This window comes from Methylothermaceae bacteria B42 (genome assembly GCA_001566965.1).
Lineage (GTDB): Bacteria > Pseudomonadota > Gammaproteobacteria > Methylococcales > Methylothermaceae > Methylohalobius.
Genome location: LSNW01000031.1, coordinates 17828 through 33883, shown reverse-complemented (window position 1 = coordinate 33883; position 16056 = coordinate 17828). Strand labels below are relative to the sequence as shown.

15 protein-coding genes are annotated in these 16056 nt (G+C 46.9%); 7 read left to right on the top strand and 8 right to left on the bottom strand.

Annotation, left to right across the window (positions count from 1 at the left end; all coding sequences use genetic code 11):
- Positions 1 to 41 precede the first annotated feature (41 nt).
- Positions 42 to 1313 (top strand): sodium:dicarboxylate symporter, encoded by a 1272-nt coding sequence (locus tag AXA67_10250; GenBank protein KXJ40233.1) that lies wholly within the window; start codon positions 42 to 44, stop codon positions 1311 to 1313.
- Here the strand turns inward: AXA67_10250 and AXA67_10245 are convergent.
- Together AXA67_10245 and AXA67_10240 are read right to left on the bottom strand one after the other, a co-directional pair.
- Positions 1286 to 1729 (bottom strand): hypothetical protein, encoded by a 444-nt coding sequence (locus AXA67_10245; protein ID KXJ40232.1) that lies wholly within the window; start codon positions 1727 to 1729, stop codon positions 1286 to 1288. The two genes, AXA67_10250 and AXA67_10245, sit on opposite strands and share 28 nt — an antisense overlap.
- A gap of 312 nt (positions 1730 to 2041) precedes the next feature.
- A complete protein-coding gene (locus AXA67_10240) occupies positions 2042 to 4147 on the bottom strand; it encodes a glycogen debranching enzyme (GenBank protein ID KXJ40231.1) in 2106 nt (701 codons plus the stop codon).
- Between the two features lie 95 nt (positions 4148 to 4242).
- Between AXA67_10240 and metG the strand changes: the two genes are divergently transcribed.
- The 4 genes from metG (at position 4243) to AXA67_10220 (ending at position 8432) form a co-directional block, all read left to right on the top strand.
- Complete coding sequence (gene metG / locus AXA67_10235; GenBank protein KXJ40230.1) at positions 4243 to 6273, top strand: methionine--tRNA ligase; 2031 nt, start codon at positions 4243 to 4245, stop codon at positions 6271 to 6273.
- 104 nt (positions 6274 to 6377) lie between these two features.
- On the top strand, positions 6378 to 6656 hold the full coding sequence (locus AXA67_10230; protein KXJ40229.1) for a hypothetical protein: 279 nt from the start codon (positions 6378 to 6380) through the stop codon (positions 6654 to 6656).
- Positions 6657 to 6660: 4 nt separating this feature from the next.
- Complete coding sequence (locus AXA67_10225; GenBank protein KXJ40228.1) at positions 6661 to 7332, top strand: endonuclease III; 672 nt, start codon at positions 6661 to 6663, stop codon at positions 7330 to 7332.
- A gap of 440 nt (positions 7333 to 7772) precedes the next feature.
- Positions 7773 to 8432, top strand: coding sequence for a hypothetical protein (locus AXA67_10220; GenBank protein KXJ40227.1), 660 nt, complete (start codon positions 7773 to 7775; stop codon positions 8430 to 8432).
- A 438-nt stretch (positions 8433 to 8870) separates the two neighbouring features.
- Here AXA67_10220 and AXA67_10215 read toward each other — a convergent pair whose 3' ends face one another.
- From AXA67_10215 to AXA67_10200, 4 genes are all read right to left on the bottom strand, one after another.
- The gene (locus AXA67_10215; GenBank protein KXJ40226.1) at positions 8871 to 10118 is read right to left on the bottom strand and encodes a hypothetical protein; all 1248 of its coding nucleotides are present in this window, start codon (positions 10116 to 10118) and stop codon (positions 8871 to 8873) included.
- A 518-nt stretch (positions 10119 to 10636) separates the two neighbouring features.
- Complete coding sequence (locus tag AXA67_10210) at positions 10637 to 11023, bottom strand: hypothetical protein (protein ID KXJ40225.1); 387 nt, start codon at positions 11021 to 11023, stop codon at positions 10637 to 10639.
- Between the two features lie 890 nt (positions 11024 to 11913).
- The gene (locus tag AXA67_10205; GenBank protein ID KXJ40224.1) at positions 11914 to 12315 is read right to left on the bottom strand and encodes a hypothetical protein; all 402 of its coding nucleotides are present in this window, start codon (positions 12313 to 12315) and stop codon (positions 11914 to 11916) included.
- Between the two features lie 209 nt (positions 12316 to 12524).
- Positions 12525 to 12767: a hypothetical protein gene (locus AXA67_10200; protein KXJ40223.1), complete on the bottom strand. Its 243-nt coding sequence runs from the start codon at positions 12765 to 12767 to the stop codon at positions 12525 to 12527.
- Between the two features lie 233 nt (positions 12768 to 13000).
- Here AXA67_10200 and AXA67_10195 point away from each other — a divergent pair, with 233 nt between their 5' ends.
- Positions 13001 to 13399: a hypothetical protein gene (locus AXA67_10195; GenBank protein ID KXJ40222.1), complete on the top strand. Its 399-nt coding sequence runs from the start codon at positions 13001 to 13003 to the stop codon at positions 13397 to 13399.
- 96 nt (positions 13400 to 13495) lie between these two features.
- Positions 13496 to 13756: a hypothetical protein gene (locus tag AXA67_10190; GenBank protein KXJ40221.1), complete on the top strand. Its 261-nt coding sequence runs from the start codon at positions 13496 to 13498 to the stop codon at positions 13754 to 13756.
- 209 nt (positions 13757 to 13965) lie between these two features.
- Here AXA67_10190 and AXA67_10185 read toward each other — a convergent pair whose 3' ends face one another.
- Both AXA67_10185 and AXA67_10180 read right to left on the bottom strand, forming a co-directional pair.
- A complete protein-coding gene (locus AXA67_10185) occupies positions 13966 to 14862 on the bottom strand; it encodes a hypothetical protein (GenBank protein KXJ40220.1) in 897 nt (298 codons plus the stop codon).
- A gap of 129 nt (positions 14863 to 14991) precedes the next feature.
- Positions 14992 to 15912 carry a restriction endonuclease gene (locus tag AXA67_10180; GenBank protein KXJ40219.1) on the bottom strand — a complete coding sequence of 307 codons (921 nt, stop codon included), beginning with the start codon at positions 15910 to 15912 and terminating at the stop codon, positions 14992 to 14994.
- Positions 15913 to 16056: the final 144 nt, after the last annotated feature.

Sequence of the window (16056 nt, the reverse complement as noted above, 5' to 3'; positions counted from 1 at the left end):
ACCTAGTGAATTCAAAGGATCGTAGCTGGTTTGGGTGATTTATGAATAATAAAAACAACAATCTTACCCTCTATATTCTGCTGGCCATCATTGGGGCGGTTGTCCTCGGGTTGTTGAGTCCGAAGACCGCCGTGCAATTTGAGATTGGCGGGGAAATTTTCCTGCGGGCCTTGAAAATGCTGGTGGTTCCCTTGGTCATGGCCAGCGTGATGAGCGGCATTCTTGGATTGGGCGACGTCCGTCAACTGGGCAAGCCGGGGGGGGCGGCAATCGCGTATTATCTGACCACGACTTTGATGGCGGTCATTGTCGGGATTGTAGTTGTCAATTGGATTGAGCCTGGAGCGAGCGGTCTGGATACCAAAACGCTTGAAGAGTTGGTGCGTGAGAAGGGGATAACGGTGCCGGCGGAAGAGGTGGGCATTGGCACTATCTTGAAGAACTTGATGCTCATGCTGTTCACCGATAATTTGTTCGCCGCGGCTGCCAATACCCAACTGCTGCCTTTGATTGTCTTTTCCATCATTTTCGCCGGCATGCTTACCACCATGGGGGAACGGGTCAAGATCCTGGCGGATATCATTGTTCAAATCAACGATGCTTTTCTGGCTTTCGTGATGTTGCTGATGAAGGTCGCTCCCTTGGGCATTTTCTGTTTGGTGGCGGCCCGTTTTGGCGAAGCGCAATTGCATGGAGAATTTATAAAAACACTGATGCAAACAGGGCGGTATGTGGCGGCGGTTTTGCTCGGCCTCGGCATTCATGGCTTTGTCACCCTGCCCCTGATTTTATGGTTATTCACCAGACGTCATCCTTTTCGTTTTATGCTGCGTATGTCGCAAGCTCTTTTGACTGCCTTTTCCACGGCAAGTTCTTCGGCCACTTTGCCGGTCACCATGGAATGCGCGGTGGACCGGGCCAAGGTCAAGAAAGAATCGGTAGAATTCGTGATTCCATTGGGGGCAACCATCAACATGGATGGCACCGCGCTTTATGAGGCGGTGGCGGCAATTTTTATTGCTCAGGTTATCGGTGTCGAATTGTCACTGATGCAGCAAGCAACCATTGCGATTACTGCTACCCTAGCCGCCATTGGCGCGGCGGGCATTCCGGAAGCAGGCCTGGTGACCATGGTGATTGTTTTGAATGCCGTCGGCTTGCCAGTGGAATATATCGGTATTTTGTTATCGGTGGATTGGCTACTTGACCGCTTTCGCACTGCTATCAACGTTTGGGGGGACAGTATTGGTTCGGCCGTGGTGGAGCGATTGATTCCAGTATCATCTCAAGCAAACAGCAAGATGCATTCGTAGGCGATTAAAATCGCATAAAAACAAAAAATGACCGGCAAAACGTACCGGATCGGGATGCCACGGATGGTGAAATTGATATGCATCACAATAAAAATGAGCGCCGCGGCGGTGGCCAGGTATTTGGTGTAAAAGAAAGCCGACAGGCCGATGTCAAGGAGAAAATTCATGACTGGATTGACTTCAACCCCGCCCCGGTCGATGATTTGCAAAGTAAGTACCGCGTCCAGCGCGCAGAATCCGATGATTCCCACCAGCCATAGCCAGGTTTTGGGGTCGTCGTAGATATCAATATAGTGGGGCTGCTGTCTTTCTTCTCTTCTTCTGGGCGCACCCCGCCGCCCCTTGTATAAAGTAAAGGCAAAACTCCTCCAATTGCGGCGGCGGCGGTCGGGAAATCGTCTCTGATCAAAGTGCATGATGTCAAAAGCAGTGGTTACTCTAATAACTTCAGGGCTTCGTCATCTATTCAAGTCGGGGCAGGTGGTCTGATTCGAAAAACGCCGTGAATACTTTCTTGCTTGCTGCGCAATCCTGCTACGCAAGAAAGTCCTGCCCAAACCTCCCTGTTCGGGCGCTCGTCCGGCTGCGAAAGTCCACTGGACTTTCGGTCCGGCTCGCCCCAGTAGGCTCCACGCCGGCCTCGCTGCCGGCGAGGCTTTCGAATCAGACCATCTGCCCCCTTCAATCAATCCTTTACGTGTTTGGATGACGTGATCCCACTAATAACCTTAGTCGGTAATGGGATGGGCGACTAATATTTTTAAGCTGCGGCCAATCAATTCCACTTTGTCTGTATGCGGAAACAGAGGTTCTTGACCGGGCTCGAAAATATCTTCCGGAGCATTATTGGCTGTATCGATTGCTAGGTGCCAGCGAGTTCCCACGGGGGCAGGAGGCAGGGCCGTGGCAATGGAGGAAGGGTCCGCGTTGAACAAGAAGCACAAATGGTGCCGGCCATCTTTGCGGGCTAAAATAGAGGCGCCTAAAAAACGGGTCTTTCCCCAATCCGGTGGGGAGCCTTCACTCCCGAACCAGAGAATATCTTCGGGATTATAGAAATCCTCAGCGCACAAGATGGGATGGGTGCGCCGGAATTGAATCAAAAGTGTGACGAAGCGCACCAACCCCGCGTTTTTTTTCACCAATTGCCAATTGAACCAGGAGATTTCGTTGTCTTGGCAGTAAGCGTTGTTATTACCCAATTGGGTGCGGCGGAATTCGTCACCGCCGAGGAGCATGGGGATGCCGCGGGAAACAAACAGCGTGGTCAGCATATTTTTGATTTGCCGCAGCCTGACCGCTTCGATTTCCGGGTCATCGGTGGGGCCTTCGACGCCATAATTGCAGCTGTAGTTTTCATTGCTGCCGTCACGATTATCCTCGCCGTTGGCTTCATTATGTTTGTGTTCGTAACTGACCAGGTCGTTGAGGGTAAAGCCGTCGTGACTGGTGACAAAGTTGATGCTGTTGACCGGCGTTTTGCCACTGTGCTGATAAAGATCGGCGCTGCCGCAAAGGCGTGTCGCCAAGGGCCCTGCCAAGCCTTCATCACCTCGCCAGAAACGCCTGACATCATCGCGGAAATGGCCGTTCCATTCAGACCAGCGCTCTCCCGGGAAAAAACCCACCTGATAAGCGCCGCCGGCATCCCAGGCTTCGGCTATCAGTTTGACGCCCCGCAAGATGGGGTCTTCAGCAATGGATTCCAATAAAGGGGGGTTGGGTACCAAGCGGCCGCTGGGATCCCGCCCCAAAATAGAGGCCAGGTCGAAGCGGAAGCCATCCACGTGCATTTCGGTCACCCAATACCGGAGGCATTCAAGAATATAATTGCGCACTACCGGATGGTTACAGTTCAGCGTATTACCGCAACCTGAGTAATTTTTGTAACGGCTTTTGTCCTCGTCTTCCAGTAGGTAATAGATTTTATTATCCAGTCCCTTGAAATTTAATGTGGGGCCAGATTCGTTGCCTTCCGCGGTATGGTTGAATACCACGTCCAGCAGCACTTCTATTCCCGCTTCGTGTAAGGCCTTGACCATGGCTTTGAACTCGGTGAGCTGGCCACCGACTTTACGGCCTGTGCTGTATTGAGCATGGGGCGCAAAGAAGGCTACGGTGCTGTAACCCCAATAATTCACCAGGGGTTCCCCAGTTAGCGGATTGCTGCGCTGTAGCTCATGGGGATTGAATTGTTGCAGAGGCATGAATTCGATGGCGGTGATACCCAACTTTTTAAAATATGGAATTTTTTCGATAACTCCCAGAAAGGTTCCGGGATAGCGGGCACAGGAAGACGGGTGTATCGTCAGGCCGCGGACATGGGTTTCATAAATCACGGTTTCTGGCCAAGGGGTTTTCAAGGGGCGGTCGTTTCCCCAATCAAAGTCGTCTTCCTGGGGGATCATGCCTTTGACGCGGTATTGCACTTTTGGAATTTCTTCCCCGGGATGCTGTTCCAGCCATTGATCGCAGTGAATGGAAAAATCCCAATTTTCCACTTCAGTTAATACGACGGCATAGGGATCCAGAAGCGCCCGGTGGCGGTTGAAGCGGTGTCCTTGTTGTGGTTCAAAAGGGCCATCGGCCTGGAAGACATAGCACATGCCAGGTTTAGCGCCTTTGATGCAAGCGTGCCAAAGGTCTCCTGTGCGATGAACGGTGGGATCCAGCTCAAAATATCCCTTTGGATCAAGGGCATGATGATTATCGAACAAGAGCAGCCAAACCCGGGTGGCGTGGCGGCTGAATACGGAAAAATTAATGCCCCTTTCCACTGAATGAGCCCCTAAGGGCAAAGGGTGTCCCCGGGTAACGGTAAGTGCTGTTTCCATGATGTCTCTAAAAGTGCCAAGGGATTTAATACTTTATCATTATTTAAGCTAAAATAGCGGTTCCACTGACTTTCCTATTGAGTATCCGCGCAACCATGCCACAAGCTGCACACCGTAAAATACTGGTCACCAGCGCCTTGCCCTATGCCAATGGCCCCATTCATTTGGGTCACCTGGTGGAATACATTCAAACGGATATCTGGGTACGTTTTCAAAAAATGCAGCTCGCCATTTGCTGGTATGTTTGCGCTGATGATACCCACGGCACTCCGATTATGCTCAAGGCCCAGCAAGAGGGGATCACGCCGGAGGCGCTCATCGAGCAAGTGCGCCAGCAACACCAGGAGGATTTTGCCGGTTTTGACATCGGGTTTGATTGTTATTACAGCACTCATTCTCCGGAAAACAGGGAGTTGGCTAGCTTGATCTATCAGCGCCTCAAGGAAGCCGGGCATATTGAAGCGCGCACAATCACTCAATTGTACGATCCAGTGAAAAATATGTTTTTGCCGGATCGCTTTATTAAAGGAGAGTGTCCCCGTTGCGGCGCAAAGGACCAATATGGCGATAGCTGCGAAGTGTGTGGTGCGACTTATTCTCCCACCGAATTGAAAAATCCGGTTTCCGCGGTATCAGGCGCCAAGCCGGTGGAAAAGGAAACCCTGCATTATTTTTTCAAACTATCGGATTTCAAGGGATTTTTAAAAGACTGGGTGCATCAAAAAGGCCACTTACAACCGGAAGTCGCGCACAAAGTGGATGAATGGCTGCAATCTGGGCTCAGGGACTGGGATATCACCCGCGATGCCCCTTATTTTGGCTTTGAGATCCCCGATGCGCCGGGTAAGTATTTTTATGTCTGGCTGGACGCCCCCATTGGTTATATGGCCAGCTTCAAACATCTATGTGCTGAGAAGGGACTAAATTTCGATGAGTACTGGGGAGCGGAAAGCACCGCTGAGCTTTATCATTTTATCGGCAAGGATATCATCTATTTCCACGCGCTGTTTTGGCCGGCCATGCTTCATGGATCAGGTTTCAGGACCCCGAACGCTGTGTACGCCCACGGGTTTTTGACCGTCAACGGCGAGAAGATGTCCAAATCCCGTGGCACCTTCATCAAGGCACGCACCTATTTAGATCATCTTGATCCACAATATCTGCGTTATTATTTCGCCGCCAAGCTGGGGGCGGGGGTGGAAGACCTTGATCTGAATTTTGACGATTTTACCCAGCGGGTCAATTCGGACTTGGTGGGCAAAGTCGTGAATATCGCCAGCCGCTGTGCCGGATTTATCAAGAAACGTTTCGAGGGGAAGCTCTCTCCTTCGCTGCCCGATCTGGATTTGTTCGGCCGTTTCCTTGGTGCGGGTGATGAAATTGCCGCGCTTTATGAGGCGCGCGAATTCGGCAAGGCAATGCGGGAAATCATGGCTCTGGCAGATATTGCCAACCAGTATATTGATGAAAATAAACCTTGGGTGATTGCCAAAGAATCAGGCAGGGAAGGGGATTTACAGGCTATTTGCACGCAAGGGCTCAATTTGTTCCGCTTGCTGGTTACCTATTTGAAGCCGGTCGTGCCTTCCCTGGCTGGCGAGTCAGAAGCCTTTCTGAATATACCTTCCCAATCCTGGCCGGATATCTCCACTGACCCGCTTCTCAATCACCGGATTAATGATTTCAAGCCCCTATTGACCCGGGTGGATCCAGACAAAATCGGCGCCATGGTGGAGGCTTCCAAAGAGAGTCTGGAACCGGCGGTTGCCAGCGGCCCATTGGCAGCGGAACCGATTGCCGATCTCATTGATTATAAGGATTTTGCCAAAATTGATTTGCGAATCGCCCGGATTGTCAAAGCTGCCCATGTGGACGGGGCGGAAAAGCTCCTGCAATTGACCTTGGATCTGGGCGGTGAGACCCGTACCGTGTTTGCCGGCATCAAGGCCGCCTACGATCCGGAAAACCTGGAAGGGCGCCTGACAGTGATGGTCGCCAACCTCAAGCCCAGGAAAATGCGGTTTGGGGTTTCGGAAGGCATGGTGCTGGCTGCCGGCCCCGGTGGCGATGAACTTTATTTGCTCTCTCCCGACGAGGGGGCACAGCCAGGAATGCGGGTAAAATAAGCGCTGCTGTTTTGTCCTCCTCCCCCAAAGGAAAGTTTTCTCTGGTTGCATTAATCGATGAGTCCCGATGTATCGGTTGCGCCCGATGCCTGGAAGCTTGTCCTGTGGATGCCATTATTGGCGCGCCAAATCAAATGCATACTGTCTTGGCTTTTGAGTGCATCGGTTGTAAGTTGTGTTTGCCGCCCTGTCCTGTGGATTGTATTGAGATGGTGCCTACCCCTGACGAATTCATGCCTAAGACCGACGAACAATTAGCGCATCGCAAACAGGTGACCAAGCGTCGTTACCAAAATCGGCAACAGCGCCTGTCCAGGCTGGAGCAACAACGTAAAGCGCGATTGGCGGCTAAGAGAGAAGCCTTGCGGCGGAAACATTCTTGAATCCATGAATCAACTGAAACGCCGGCAGATTTACGAACGTTTGGCCAAGGCCATTCCAAACCCGACGACGGAACTTCGATACCAAACACCATTTGAGTTGCTTATTGCTGTTGTCCTCTCCGCTCAAGCCACCGATAAAAGCGTCAATCAAGCAACAGAAAAACTTTTCAAAATAGCCAATACTCCCGAGAAAATCCTGGCTCTGGGAGAGGAGGGGCTTAGACGCTATATCCGCCATATTGGGTTATATAACAGCAAAGCCCGTCATATCATCCGCCTTTGCCAACAACTGATTGACAAACATGGTGGGAAGGTTCCCCGCACCCGCAAAGAACTGGAAGCATTGCCGGGCGTAGGCCGTAAGACCGCCAATGTCATTTTGAACACCGCTTTCGGGGAGCCTGCCATTGCTGTCGATACCCACATTTTCAGGGTATGTAACCGCACAGGCTTAGCCCCTGGAAAGACAGTCCGGGAGGTGGAGGAAAAACTTAACCGCTGGACCCCAAAGGAGTTCAAGAAAGACGCCCACCACCTGCTGATTCTGCATGGCAGATATGTTTGCACCGCCCGTAATCCCAAGTGCGGCGAATGCGTGATCCGGGATTTGTGTGAGTACCGGGCAAAAAATTTACCCGAATCCGCCTCCGGCAAGCAATCCAGTTTGAAGGTTTAGGAAATGCTGAGTAATTCATCGATGATTTCTCAGCACAAAAAAAACGAAAAGTGCCATTTTCTTTTCTAGTGCAAAATCCATTGCCAGCATAATAGATATTGATGGCACATCCTTGTACCGCTTGAACCTCTGAATGGAATGGCGGGGACAATCTGGGCGCAACAAAGAAAGCGAAATGGGCAGGGATAAAGCAAATTTAATAAAAAAATGAGAAAAGGAATGATGATAGATGTTGGAAATAAGATTTTTGAAAAGTTCTGGGAGAGTTGGTGGATGAAAAATATGGTAACTTATTGAATTTATTTGGTTAGGTGCTTGATTTTGCGAAATGATCAAAAAATATTGACCTTTTTTGTAAATTAAGGTAAAAAGGCATCTAGATTATTCTAAATCTGATGATGCCAGTCACTCATGGGTGCGTGTAATTTGGAGGGATGCAAATGAAAATTAATAGAATAGCCAAGGGGATCGTTCTAGGAGCAATTGTCGTAGTCGGCAGCACTGCGCAAGCAGGCGTGTTTGTTGGTGATACTGTCAAGTACACTATTAGCGATGATGTTGGTTTGTTTGGAACGGCATTTGTCGATGGAGATACCCTGAAACTGCTGCCAACCGATTTTAAAGCAGAATCTATAAATGGCGCTGGGGCTGCTCTTACCAATGAAACTATCACCATCACTGTGGAAAGTTTAACCGGGCAAAACCTGTTAAACGCTTCTCTTGAAGAGAGCGGTGATTACATGAAGTATAATATTGGTGGCGGCGTCAACGAAGTCTCCGTTACTGGCCAGCTTCGGGCTGGAGCGCTTTTTGATGCGATTGAGCCAACTGCAGGTTTTAGTCCCACAGGTCTCTCAATCTCTCCTTGGGAAGCGACGGCGAATCTTGACCTTTCCGGATTGACAACGTCTAAAACTGTACTTACTTTGGAAAACCTACTGGCTGCTGTCACTACGGTAAAACCTGATATTGCATTCATCGAAAAGAAGTTTGTTGCGTTGGATGTAACTGCAATTCCTATTCCTGGGGCGGTATGGTTGTTTGGTTCTGCTGTGCTTGGCTTGATTGCGGCTGGGCGTAGCAAAAGGGTAGCTTCTTAAGGTTAATTACTTCTCTTAAGGGCGCTTTTGCTAAGTAGTTTTATTGGTTCAAACTGGAAAAGACTTCTGTATGCTAGATACAGAAGTCTTTTTTAATGGCGCTATGCTTTTGCTTTTAGGCAAAATGATAAGGCTTTTTGCGCATACCACTGTTCACACCGCCCAATAAATGCTTAAACCCGATTCACGGTAAAGCCATTTCCTACAATAACGCAACCATCGGCAGAACGCCCCCGTTCCCTATGCATTTAAATCAGCACCATCAAGATTACTAAGCCCCATCCTTCTATTTGAAAAGAAATGCTAAGCTTTTCACTGTCCCTGAATTAAAAATAAAAGGCCATAAAAATGGCCAAGCATCATCTGATACCTGACCATTTTATACAAAGTAGTGTTTTTCGTTTTTACCAAGAACGTTAGCCTTGGTAAGGCATAGATTTACCGGCTAACTAAAATATCTACCCGGCGATTCTGGCTTCTTCCTTCTGCAGTGGCGTTGGAAGCAACGGGTTCAGCTGTGCTCAAACCTTCCGTGATGATACGCTCGGGAGAAATGCCCCGGGCAATCAATGCTTCTTTTACTGCCTTGGCTCTAGCCTCCGCGAGTTTTTGGTTGATGGCTTCATCGCCCGTATTGTCTGTGTAACCCTTAACCGTTACTTTAAGTTCGGGATGGCTTTTCAGTATCTCTGCCAATGCATCTAGTCGAGCTTGGGCTTCCTGGGAAAGTTGTGCAGAACCGGTCGGGAAGGTAGTACGGTCTGCGAGCAGGTTCTCTCCTTCTGGAAAAGCGCCGCTTTGGAGGTTTTTGGCAAAAGATTCCAAAGTAGTACCGGTGGGTATTTCAATTTTCCGGCCATCGGGCAAGGCATATTCAAAAGTTTCAACGCCAGCCATTTTTTGTAGGGCAGCTTGGGCAGCATCGCCGGTTCCCGATAGTTCAGCGGCTGCCATATCTTTTGCTTGTTCTACAGTTTCAGCTGCTTTTCTTGCGGCGGATTTCGAGGTTTCAGCCAAATTGGCGGAGGCTTCGGAAGTTGTGCTCGCCGCCGATTGAGCAGCAGCCCCCATGCCCGCCATTCCAGCCGCAGCAGCAGCTTTTGCTGAATCTGCAGCTTGGCCAGCGGTTTCGGAAACATTTCCAGCAACAGATTTTGCTTTGTCAGTTACCGCGCCAGCCGTATCCGCAACGGTTTCTGTCGCGGCGCCCGCCGCTGATTGGGCGCTTTCTTTTAGATTAGACAGTCCCGCAGCCGCTTTATCTGCTGTATTACTTGCGGCATCTGCAACCGTTTCTTGTGCTGATTGAGCGGCCGATTGGGCAGATTCACCCAGGTTTGCCAGTCCTTCAGATGCGGATTCTTTGGCTTGTTGAGCTTTATCTGCAATGGATCCAGCGATATCTTTAGTCGCATCCATGGTGCTTTCGCCCGCTTCGGCAAGCTTGTCGCCCGCAGCGCCAATCATCTCAGAACTTTTTTCTCCGATCCCCTCGGCGGTTTGTTTGGCGCTATCGTAAGCGTCAGCAGCATTAGATTGAATGGCGTCTGTGGTTTGTTCCATGGTTGATGAAACCTTATCTTGGTTTTCTTCCTTGCTACAACCGGAGATAGTCAATGTCAGTGCAGAAAGCATAGCGCTAGTTAAGACTTTCAATGAAAAGCGTGTTTTCTTCAAATTATCCATCCTTATTACTCCTTTTTTGTTTAAGTAGTTAAGAAAAGTTATTTTTATATATACTCTTCTGTTTGTGGTCAGTCAACAAAAAAATAAGTGGTCTGCAGGCAGAATACTATTAAATATCAATACGATAGGTGTTGCCTTTTGACGACAGAATATTATTTAATAGTTTTGCGTTTTAACTGATTCCGTCAATAACCCATTTGGTTCGTTATAGATATTATCGATGGGAGGTTTTCATTGCACGTGGGCTTCAAAATGAGCACTGCCTCCGGTGGAAAATGGATTGCTTAGCTTTTTCTTTTTTGCCATTTATAGCGACTATCTGACTTTCTATGCCTAACGATAAACGTAACCGGCTTGCCATAGCGAGGAAAGAGCAGCCCAGCTTTGGGCAGTCCGCGTTGACGTTATTGTTGGAAGAAGCCGCTTCGCGGCAGAAGCGGCTTCTTCCAATAAACGGTTCAGGTCGAGGCTCGCTTCGCGATCACTACCTAACCTTATTCGTTGTGCACCCTTTGTTCTTAGCGCGCTATCGCATCCAATCTGTTGATATTTATTGCGACATACTTCCCTATGCACCAGTCATCACGGGTATGGATCACGTCCCTAAGCTTGAGTATTCCACAATCTACTATCACCGGATTTATTTGTGCGATTTTCCCAAACGCCATGTACTTCCATCCGTTAAGCGGTTCAATATCCATTTTCTTTTCTGGATTGCCTTTAAACATTTCATCCCATGTTTGGTCTCCCAAACACATCGGCGATAACTCAATGTCAAATTCAGTTCCGGATTCCGCAGACTTCCCAGGTAAAGAGATGTCATCCATGACATTCAATCGTCTGCCATCGATCTCAATGACCGCTTTTAATCCATAACCTTCAGTTTCTATTAACGTTGCTTTCATTTTTGTATTGCCTAACGACCTGCGCAACCGGCTGACAAACCCAGAGCGACCGTTAGGGAGCGGCGGGTTTGGCAATCCAAGTTGATACTATTGCTGAGCAACAGATTTTGGTAGTTTAAACTTTTCAAGGTTCTGATTTCTCCAGCGCCTGAGAAGCGCATCAACACTTTCTACCTCCGAAATTGGTTTGTGTAATTGAGCTAGTATTTCACTATATCTTGCCATGTCAGTTTTCATCTCATAATAATTTTCTGCTTTTTCCGCATCCAGACACTGCCTGCATGCCCCTTTTTCGTCATCATTTCTTTATCTGCTTTCTCCTTTACTAGGTCACTGCATATCCACCAAGCGCGATCACGCTTTACACCTTCAGCTAAGGCAACAGCACTTTCCAAGGAGGAAAGTTCTTTTTGTTATGCTGCGAAACAATTTCAAAAATAGGCTCAGGTATCGTGCTAACTGAGCTAAACCACGGCCTTATTGTCTTGTTGTATGCATTTGCAACACTCTCTATGGCTAATTTTGCCTATTCTTACCTAATTTCGCACCACTCAGTTTCGTCCCCATTAAGGCGATTATTTGACAACCGGTTACCGACTGTGTACGGGTTGATATCTAAAAACGGATATGCAATCAATTTTTTGTAGTAGTGGATATGAAAGAACCTGGTTCCATGCCGGCTTAATTGAAATGAGATCGTATCAACGAAAGGCACTTTTACCCGCATAAACCTTTGGTTTATATAATGCGAATCCATCTTTATTCACGAGAGGCAGAAGAATCTGCTTTATATATCAATTTAGATAACCAGGGTTTCTAGTCATTTTTTTCCAATGCGCCTATACCTAGCGCTTGAGTGCACTTGCTGCTTTTTGAGCTCAAGTCACTATTCATAGAATAACTTTGAAAACAAATATAACCAAAAATATAATTACCGATAGACCGAAAAGCCATAGTAACTCACCAAGAATAGATGAATCGCTTTCTACTTCCGGTGGGATCGAAAATGATTTATATTTTTCGTGATCTTTTTTGTTTGCGCGAGCAGATAAACTTATTTTTTTACTTGTATAATTTTTATTTAGCGGATCATAGCCTACGACATAATAATCACCGTTATCTATTTTATATGACCATTGGTCATTCCCCATTTCAGGGTTAAATTTATTTATTCCCGGTATATAAGTAACTGTTGCATATACATCTGGCCTTAAAATGCGTCTTATCCTTATTTTGTCCCCAGGGAGAACCGGGGTTTCTGTACCTGCATAATATAGATTGCTTTCGCTCATATTCCTTCCCCGTGCTAACATCTTTCACCATGCGGTGCGTTTCATGCGCCCGCAGGATGCGCTTGTTATACGATAAACTCTTTACCATCTCTGAACAGATTAATTAAAGAGTTAATGAATAGACCTGAATCTTCGCCATTGATTGAAAAAAAACCTTCTAAATGTAATTTTCCTGGAAACTCCCCCGATGATTCGGTAACAAAGATAAACTAACAAGCCCCTGTCTCTTTTTTCTCAATAACGGTATTGAATCTAAATCCACCTTGTAGTTCTACAGACCCTGTTCTTTTTTTATTTAGGATTTCCAATTGAGAAATAATCTCATCCATTTTATCAAAATAGATATCATCAAATTCTATTTTACAACCTTCGTAATTTAGTTTGACGATAAAATGTGGCGTGTCTGTGACTTCGGGCCAATATTCTCTATTGATTCTGAGAGTGTTTTTCATTATTTCATATAACGATTAATTTACATGACGCAAAAACTTAATGGAACGAAGCGAAACGCCGCTTTTTGCGATCAGGTAATATAGATGTTGGCTGGCGGACAACTATCATTTACCCAATTGCTCTGCCAGCGCCTGCCGAAGGGATATACCACATGATTTGATTGCTTGGCAATGAGGTTTGATAGACCCGCTTTTTTCTTCTTCGCCGGCGTTCGATTCCTGTAAAGGCATGAATGTTTTTGATAACCTTGAAAGAAACCCCGCTTTTATTGATTGCTTGCGGAAACTACCCCCGCCAAAGCGTTGGTTTTTCTTCAAGGGCCATTCCGCTTGGCACGGCGGTTTTAAAGAACCACCCTCCACCTCAAGCCCAATGGCGAAGTGACCCACCGCCGAGCTACCCTTTGCGGAAAACCGGTGAATTCAATTTTACCGCTGACTTGGGATTGAACCGCTTGTCCTCCCAAAGCCAATGGATGGCACCCAACTTTTCGGACTTTGATGATTGCAAAACTGTTGATTTTTGGGATTTAGAATTTTTTTTCCTACTACAGCCAACAACAAGTTCACCTGCTGCAGTGGAGCGCCAGCGGAACCGCAGTCAGGCGAAGCGCCTTGATTCTTATTCATGACCGCCTCCCCTGGTAAACGGGCTTAGTGGACTAGCCACTATCCAAGCTTCGAATGAAGTGTACGATGTCAATGCATCAAACAGAGGAGGCGATCAAATGAGATTTTACACCCAAACCCATCAACATGTCTGTGGCGTTGATTTGCATATCAAAACTCTGTACTTATGCATTTTGAATCCCGCCGGCGAGATTGTCTTGCATAGTAATCTCCCGGCCAAGCCGAAACCCTTCCTCAAGGCGATCAAACCGTTTCGTGGGGACTTGGTGGTAGGCGCCGAATGCATGTTCTCCTGGTACTGGTTGGCGGATCTTTGCCCGGGAAGAGATCAAGTTTATTCTGGGCCATGCTTTGTCTAAGAAAGCCATTCATGGCGGCATCCCTGGTGCTCACCCTTCGGGCAGCTTGCTGTCCAAATTTGATCCTGTCAAATTTGTGTGCGCAGGCACAGCCTGACGCAATAAGGAAAAGTTAAGGCAGCAGAAACGACAAAGCGTATATTTTAAAAATCCGATTATTTCGGAGAAAAACTCGTCTTGCCTATTGACAAGAGGCGGGCATATAGATGTTATGTTTTTATATCCCATGCCCACTGACATCTATTTGTTGGGTCTGCCTGTAAATAAGGTGTTTTTATTCCAAGCGCTGCGGCTATTAACTTAGTGTTAAAAGAAGTAAATTCCAGTGAATAGTTTTCTGATGGGTGTGAATATCCAATTGGATGCCCGCCATATTTTGCCTCGTGAACCAATTCATTTCTATGTTTGCTTAACTCGCTACTTTTTCCTGTAGAGTCTAGTTCCGCCCATTTGGGTAAAGCAATGCCGTATTTATTTGCAAGCTCGACAGGCCGGCTAGCATGATTAGGGGCATTTACTCCTGACAGCCTATATATTCCATCTAGTACTTTGTACTGAGCATCAAACCTGTCCCATTCAAAATTGTATGACTGACCTATCAAAAACCAATGAATAGAGGAAAACATCTGGTTTCTTTTTTCAATATTTGACGATTTATAGAAACTATTTATTATTTCCATGCCATTAACATAGTCATCCCCGACAAGGAGCAATCCATTCAATTTACCAGGCTCATATGGTATTCGTCCTAGATAGGAATACCCTTCAGGTATTAGATATAAGCCTTGCAAGAAACCATAGCCTAATATCAGAAATCTTAGGTAATCTTCATCATCTGTATTTGATTTAATTTCATGGGTTGCAGCCATTCGATAGAAGCTACTGCAATTTATAGGGCCACGATGCTTAAATTTTCTTTTTTCTCTAGAGCTCTTTTCTAATTCTTTTTCCGGACCATACACCCAGCCATTACTCACGCTAACAGAGTCGTAAAAACAGTTAAGGATTTCATCGTAGTCAGCAACAGCCTCGATAGAAAAGCCGCTACACTTAAACTCCTTCCTATCTATTAGAAATCCGAACTTCAAATTTGCCCCTAAAAACATAACGTTACGGCTCAGGTGCGGCAAATATGCGGGGCAACCAACCTTCTAATGCCACTGAGCCTTCTGCGGGGTACTGACTATCAAAAGCCGCCGCGCTATTTGCCGACACCTGCAGCCGATGGTTATGCATTATTCATTATCGAAGTAGTCGGAATCCAGTTTTTTAACTTCATACTGGCCTACCGTTGAGACGCCGACATTGTGTTCCACCATTAACTTTGAAAGATGTTCTCCATCAATCAAAATGATCTTTGATTCAATGAGTGAAGCATATTCTTTTGCTTCATTGGTGAATGATGATGTTGTAATAAATACGCCTTTTTTGGCTCGTTGTCCTTGGAGGGCACCGGCAAATTTTTGTATTTCAGGACGACCAACGGAACCCTCCCAGCGTTTAGCTTGTATATAAATAACGTCTAATCCAAGCCGGTCTTCATTGATAATGCCGTCGATTCCGTTGTCACCGCTTTTACCAAGTGCCTTCCCAGCATCTTGACGGTTGCCGCCATAACCCATTTTTACAAGGAGATCGACCACTAAACGCTCAAAAAAAGACGGGGATGCCTCCTTTATGGCACTTAAAATTTCGATTTCAAGTGCGGAGCGGAGTTTCTGATACGCGGCCGCAAGAGCATCTTCAGGTGTTAGAGTGGAATCTTCCTCCGTGAATGTTTCTGATTGTTTTTCAGTTTCGCTATTTTCTCTTCTTCTGTTCTTAAATGCAATAAACTCAGGATATTGTTCAAGTATTGAATTATCAATCTTCTCTGGATTAGTTGCGAGTAAATCAAGGCCTCTCTCAGTGATTTTAAAAAAGCCTCGTCTTGGCGATGAGAGTAATCCTGCCTGTTTGAGATAGGATCGTGCCCAACCTACACGATTATTGAAGACGGCTTGACTACCACTTGGAAGTAGTTCATTTCTTTCTTCCGTTGAAAGACGGAATTCATCTGCCAATGCTTCAACGGCTTGGCTAAATTTATGTTCACGTCCGTCAGCCGCCAATTTAAGAACTGGGAGCATTAGTGATTGATAGTCAGGTATTGCCACAGTTTCCGAATTTCCTTTCGATGCATAACATATAAGCATTGTATCTGCCGTGCGCAGCATGGCAGATACATGTCTGTTGGACTATGCCGTCAACACGGCTTGCTATTTATAGGGGATTGTATTGTGGCAGGGATAGATTGTCGA

Bases quoted from the DNA above. Each gene is read 5' to 3' on its own strand.
- AXA67_10225 (KXJ40228.1), top strand. From the start codon at position 6,661: ATGAATCAACTGAAACGCCGGCAGATTTACGAACGTTTGGCCAAGGCC.
- AXA67_10250 (KXJ40233.1), top strand. From the start codon at position 42: ATGAATAATAAAAACAACAATCTTACCCTCTATATTCTGCTGGCCATC.
- AXA67_10190 (KXJ40221.1), top strand. From the start codon at position 13,496: ATGAGATTTTACACCCAAACCCATCAACATGTCTGTGGCGTTGATTTG.
- AXA67_10205 (KXJ40224.1), bottom strand. From the start codon at position 12,315: ATGAGCGAAAGCAATCTATATTATGCAGGTACAGAAACCCCGGTTCTC.
- AXA67_10185 (KXJ40220.1), bottom strand. From the start codon at position 14,862: ATGTTTTTAGGGGCAAATTTGAAGTTCGGATTTCTAATAGATAGGAAG.
- metG (KXJ40230.1), top strand. From the start codon at position 4,243: ATGCCACAAGCTGCACACCGTAAAATACTGGTCACCAGCGCCTTGCCC.
- AXA67_10240 (KXJ40231.1), bottom strand. From the start codon at position 4,147: ATGGAAACAGCACTTACCGTTACCCGGGGACACCCTTTGCCCTTAGGG.
- AXA67_10195 (KXJ40222.1), top strand. From the start codon at position 13,001: ATGTTTTTGATAACCTTGAAAGAAACCCCGCTTTTATTGATTGCTTGC.
- AXA67_10220 (KXJ40227.1), top strand. From the start codon at position 7,773: ATGAAAATTAATAGAATAGCCAAGGGGATCGTTCTAGGAGCAATTGTC.
- AXA67_10215 (KXJ40226.1), bottom strand. From the start codon at position 10,118: ATGGATAATTTGAAGAAAACACGCTTTTCATTGAAAGTCTTAACTAGC.
- AXA67_10200 (KXJ40223.1), bottom strand. From the start codon at position 12,767: ATGAAAAACACTCTCAGAATCAATAGAGAATATTGGCCCGAAGTCACA.
- AXA67_10210 (KXJ40225.1), bottom strand. From the start codon at position 11,023: ATGAAAGCAACGTTAATAGAAACTGAAGGTTATGGATTAAAAGCGGTC.
- AXA67_10245 (KXJ40232.1), bottom strand. From the start codon at position 1,729: ATGCACTTTGATCAGAGACGATTTCCCGACCGCCGCCGCCGCAATTGG.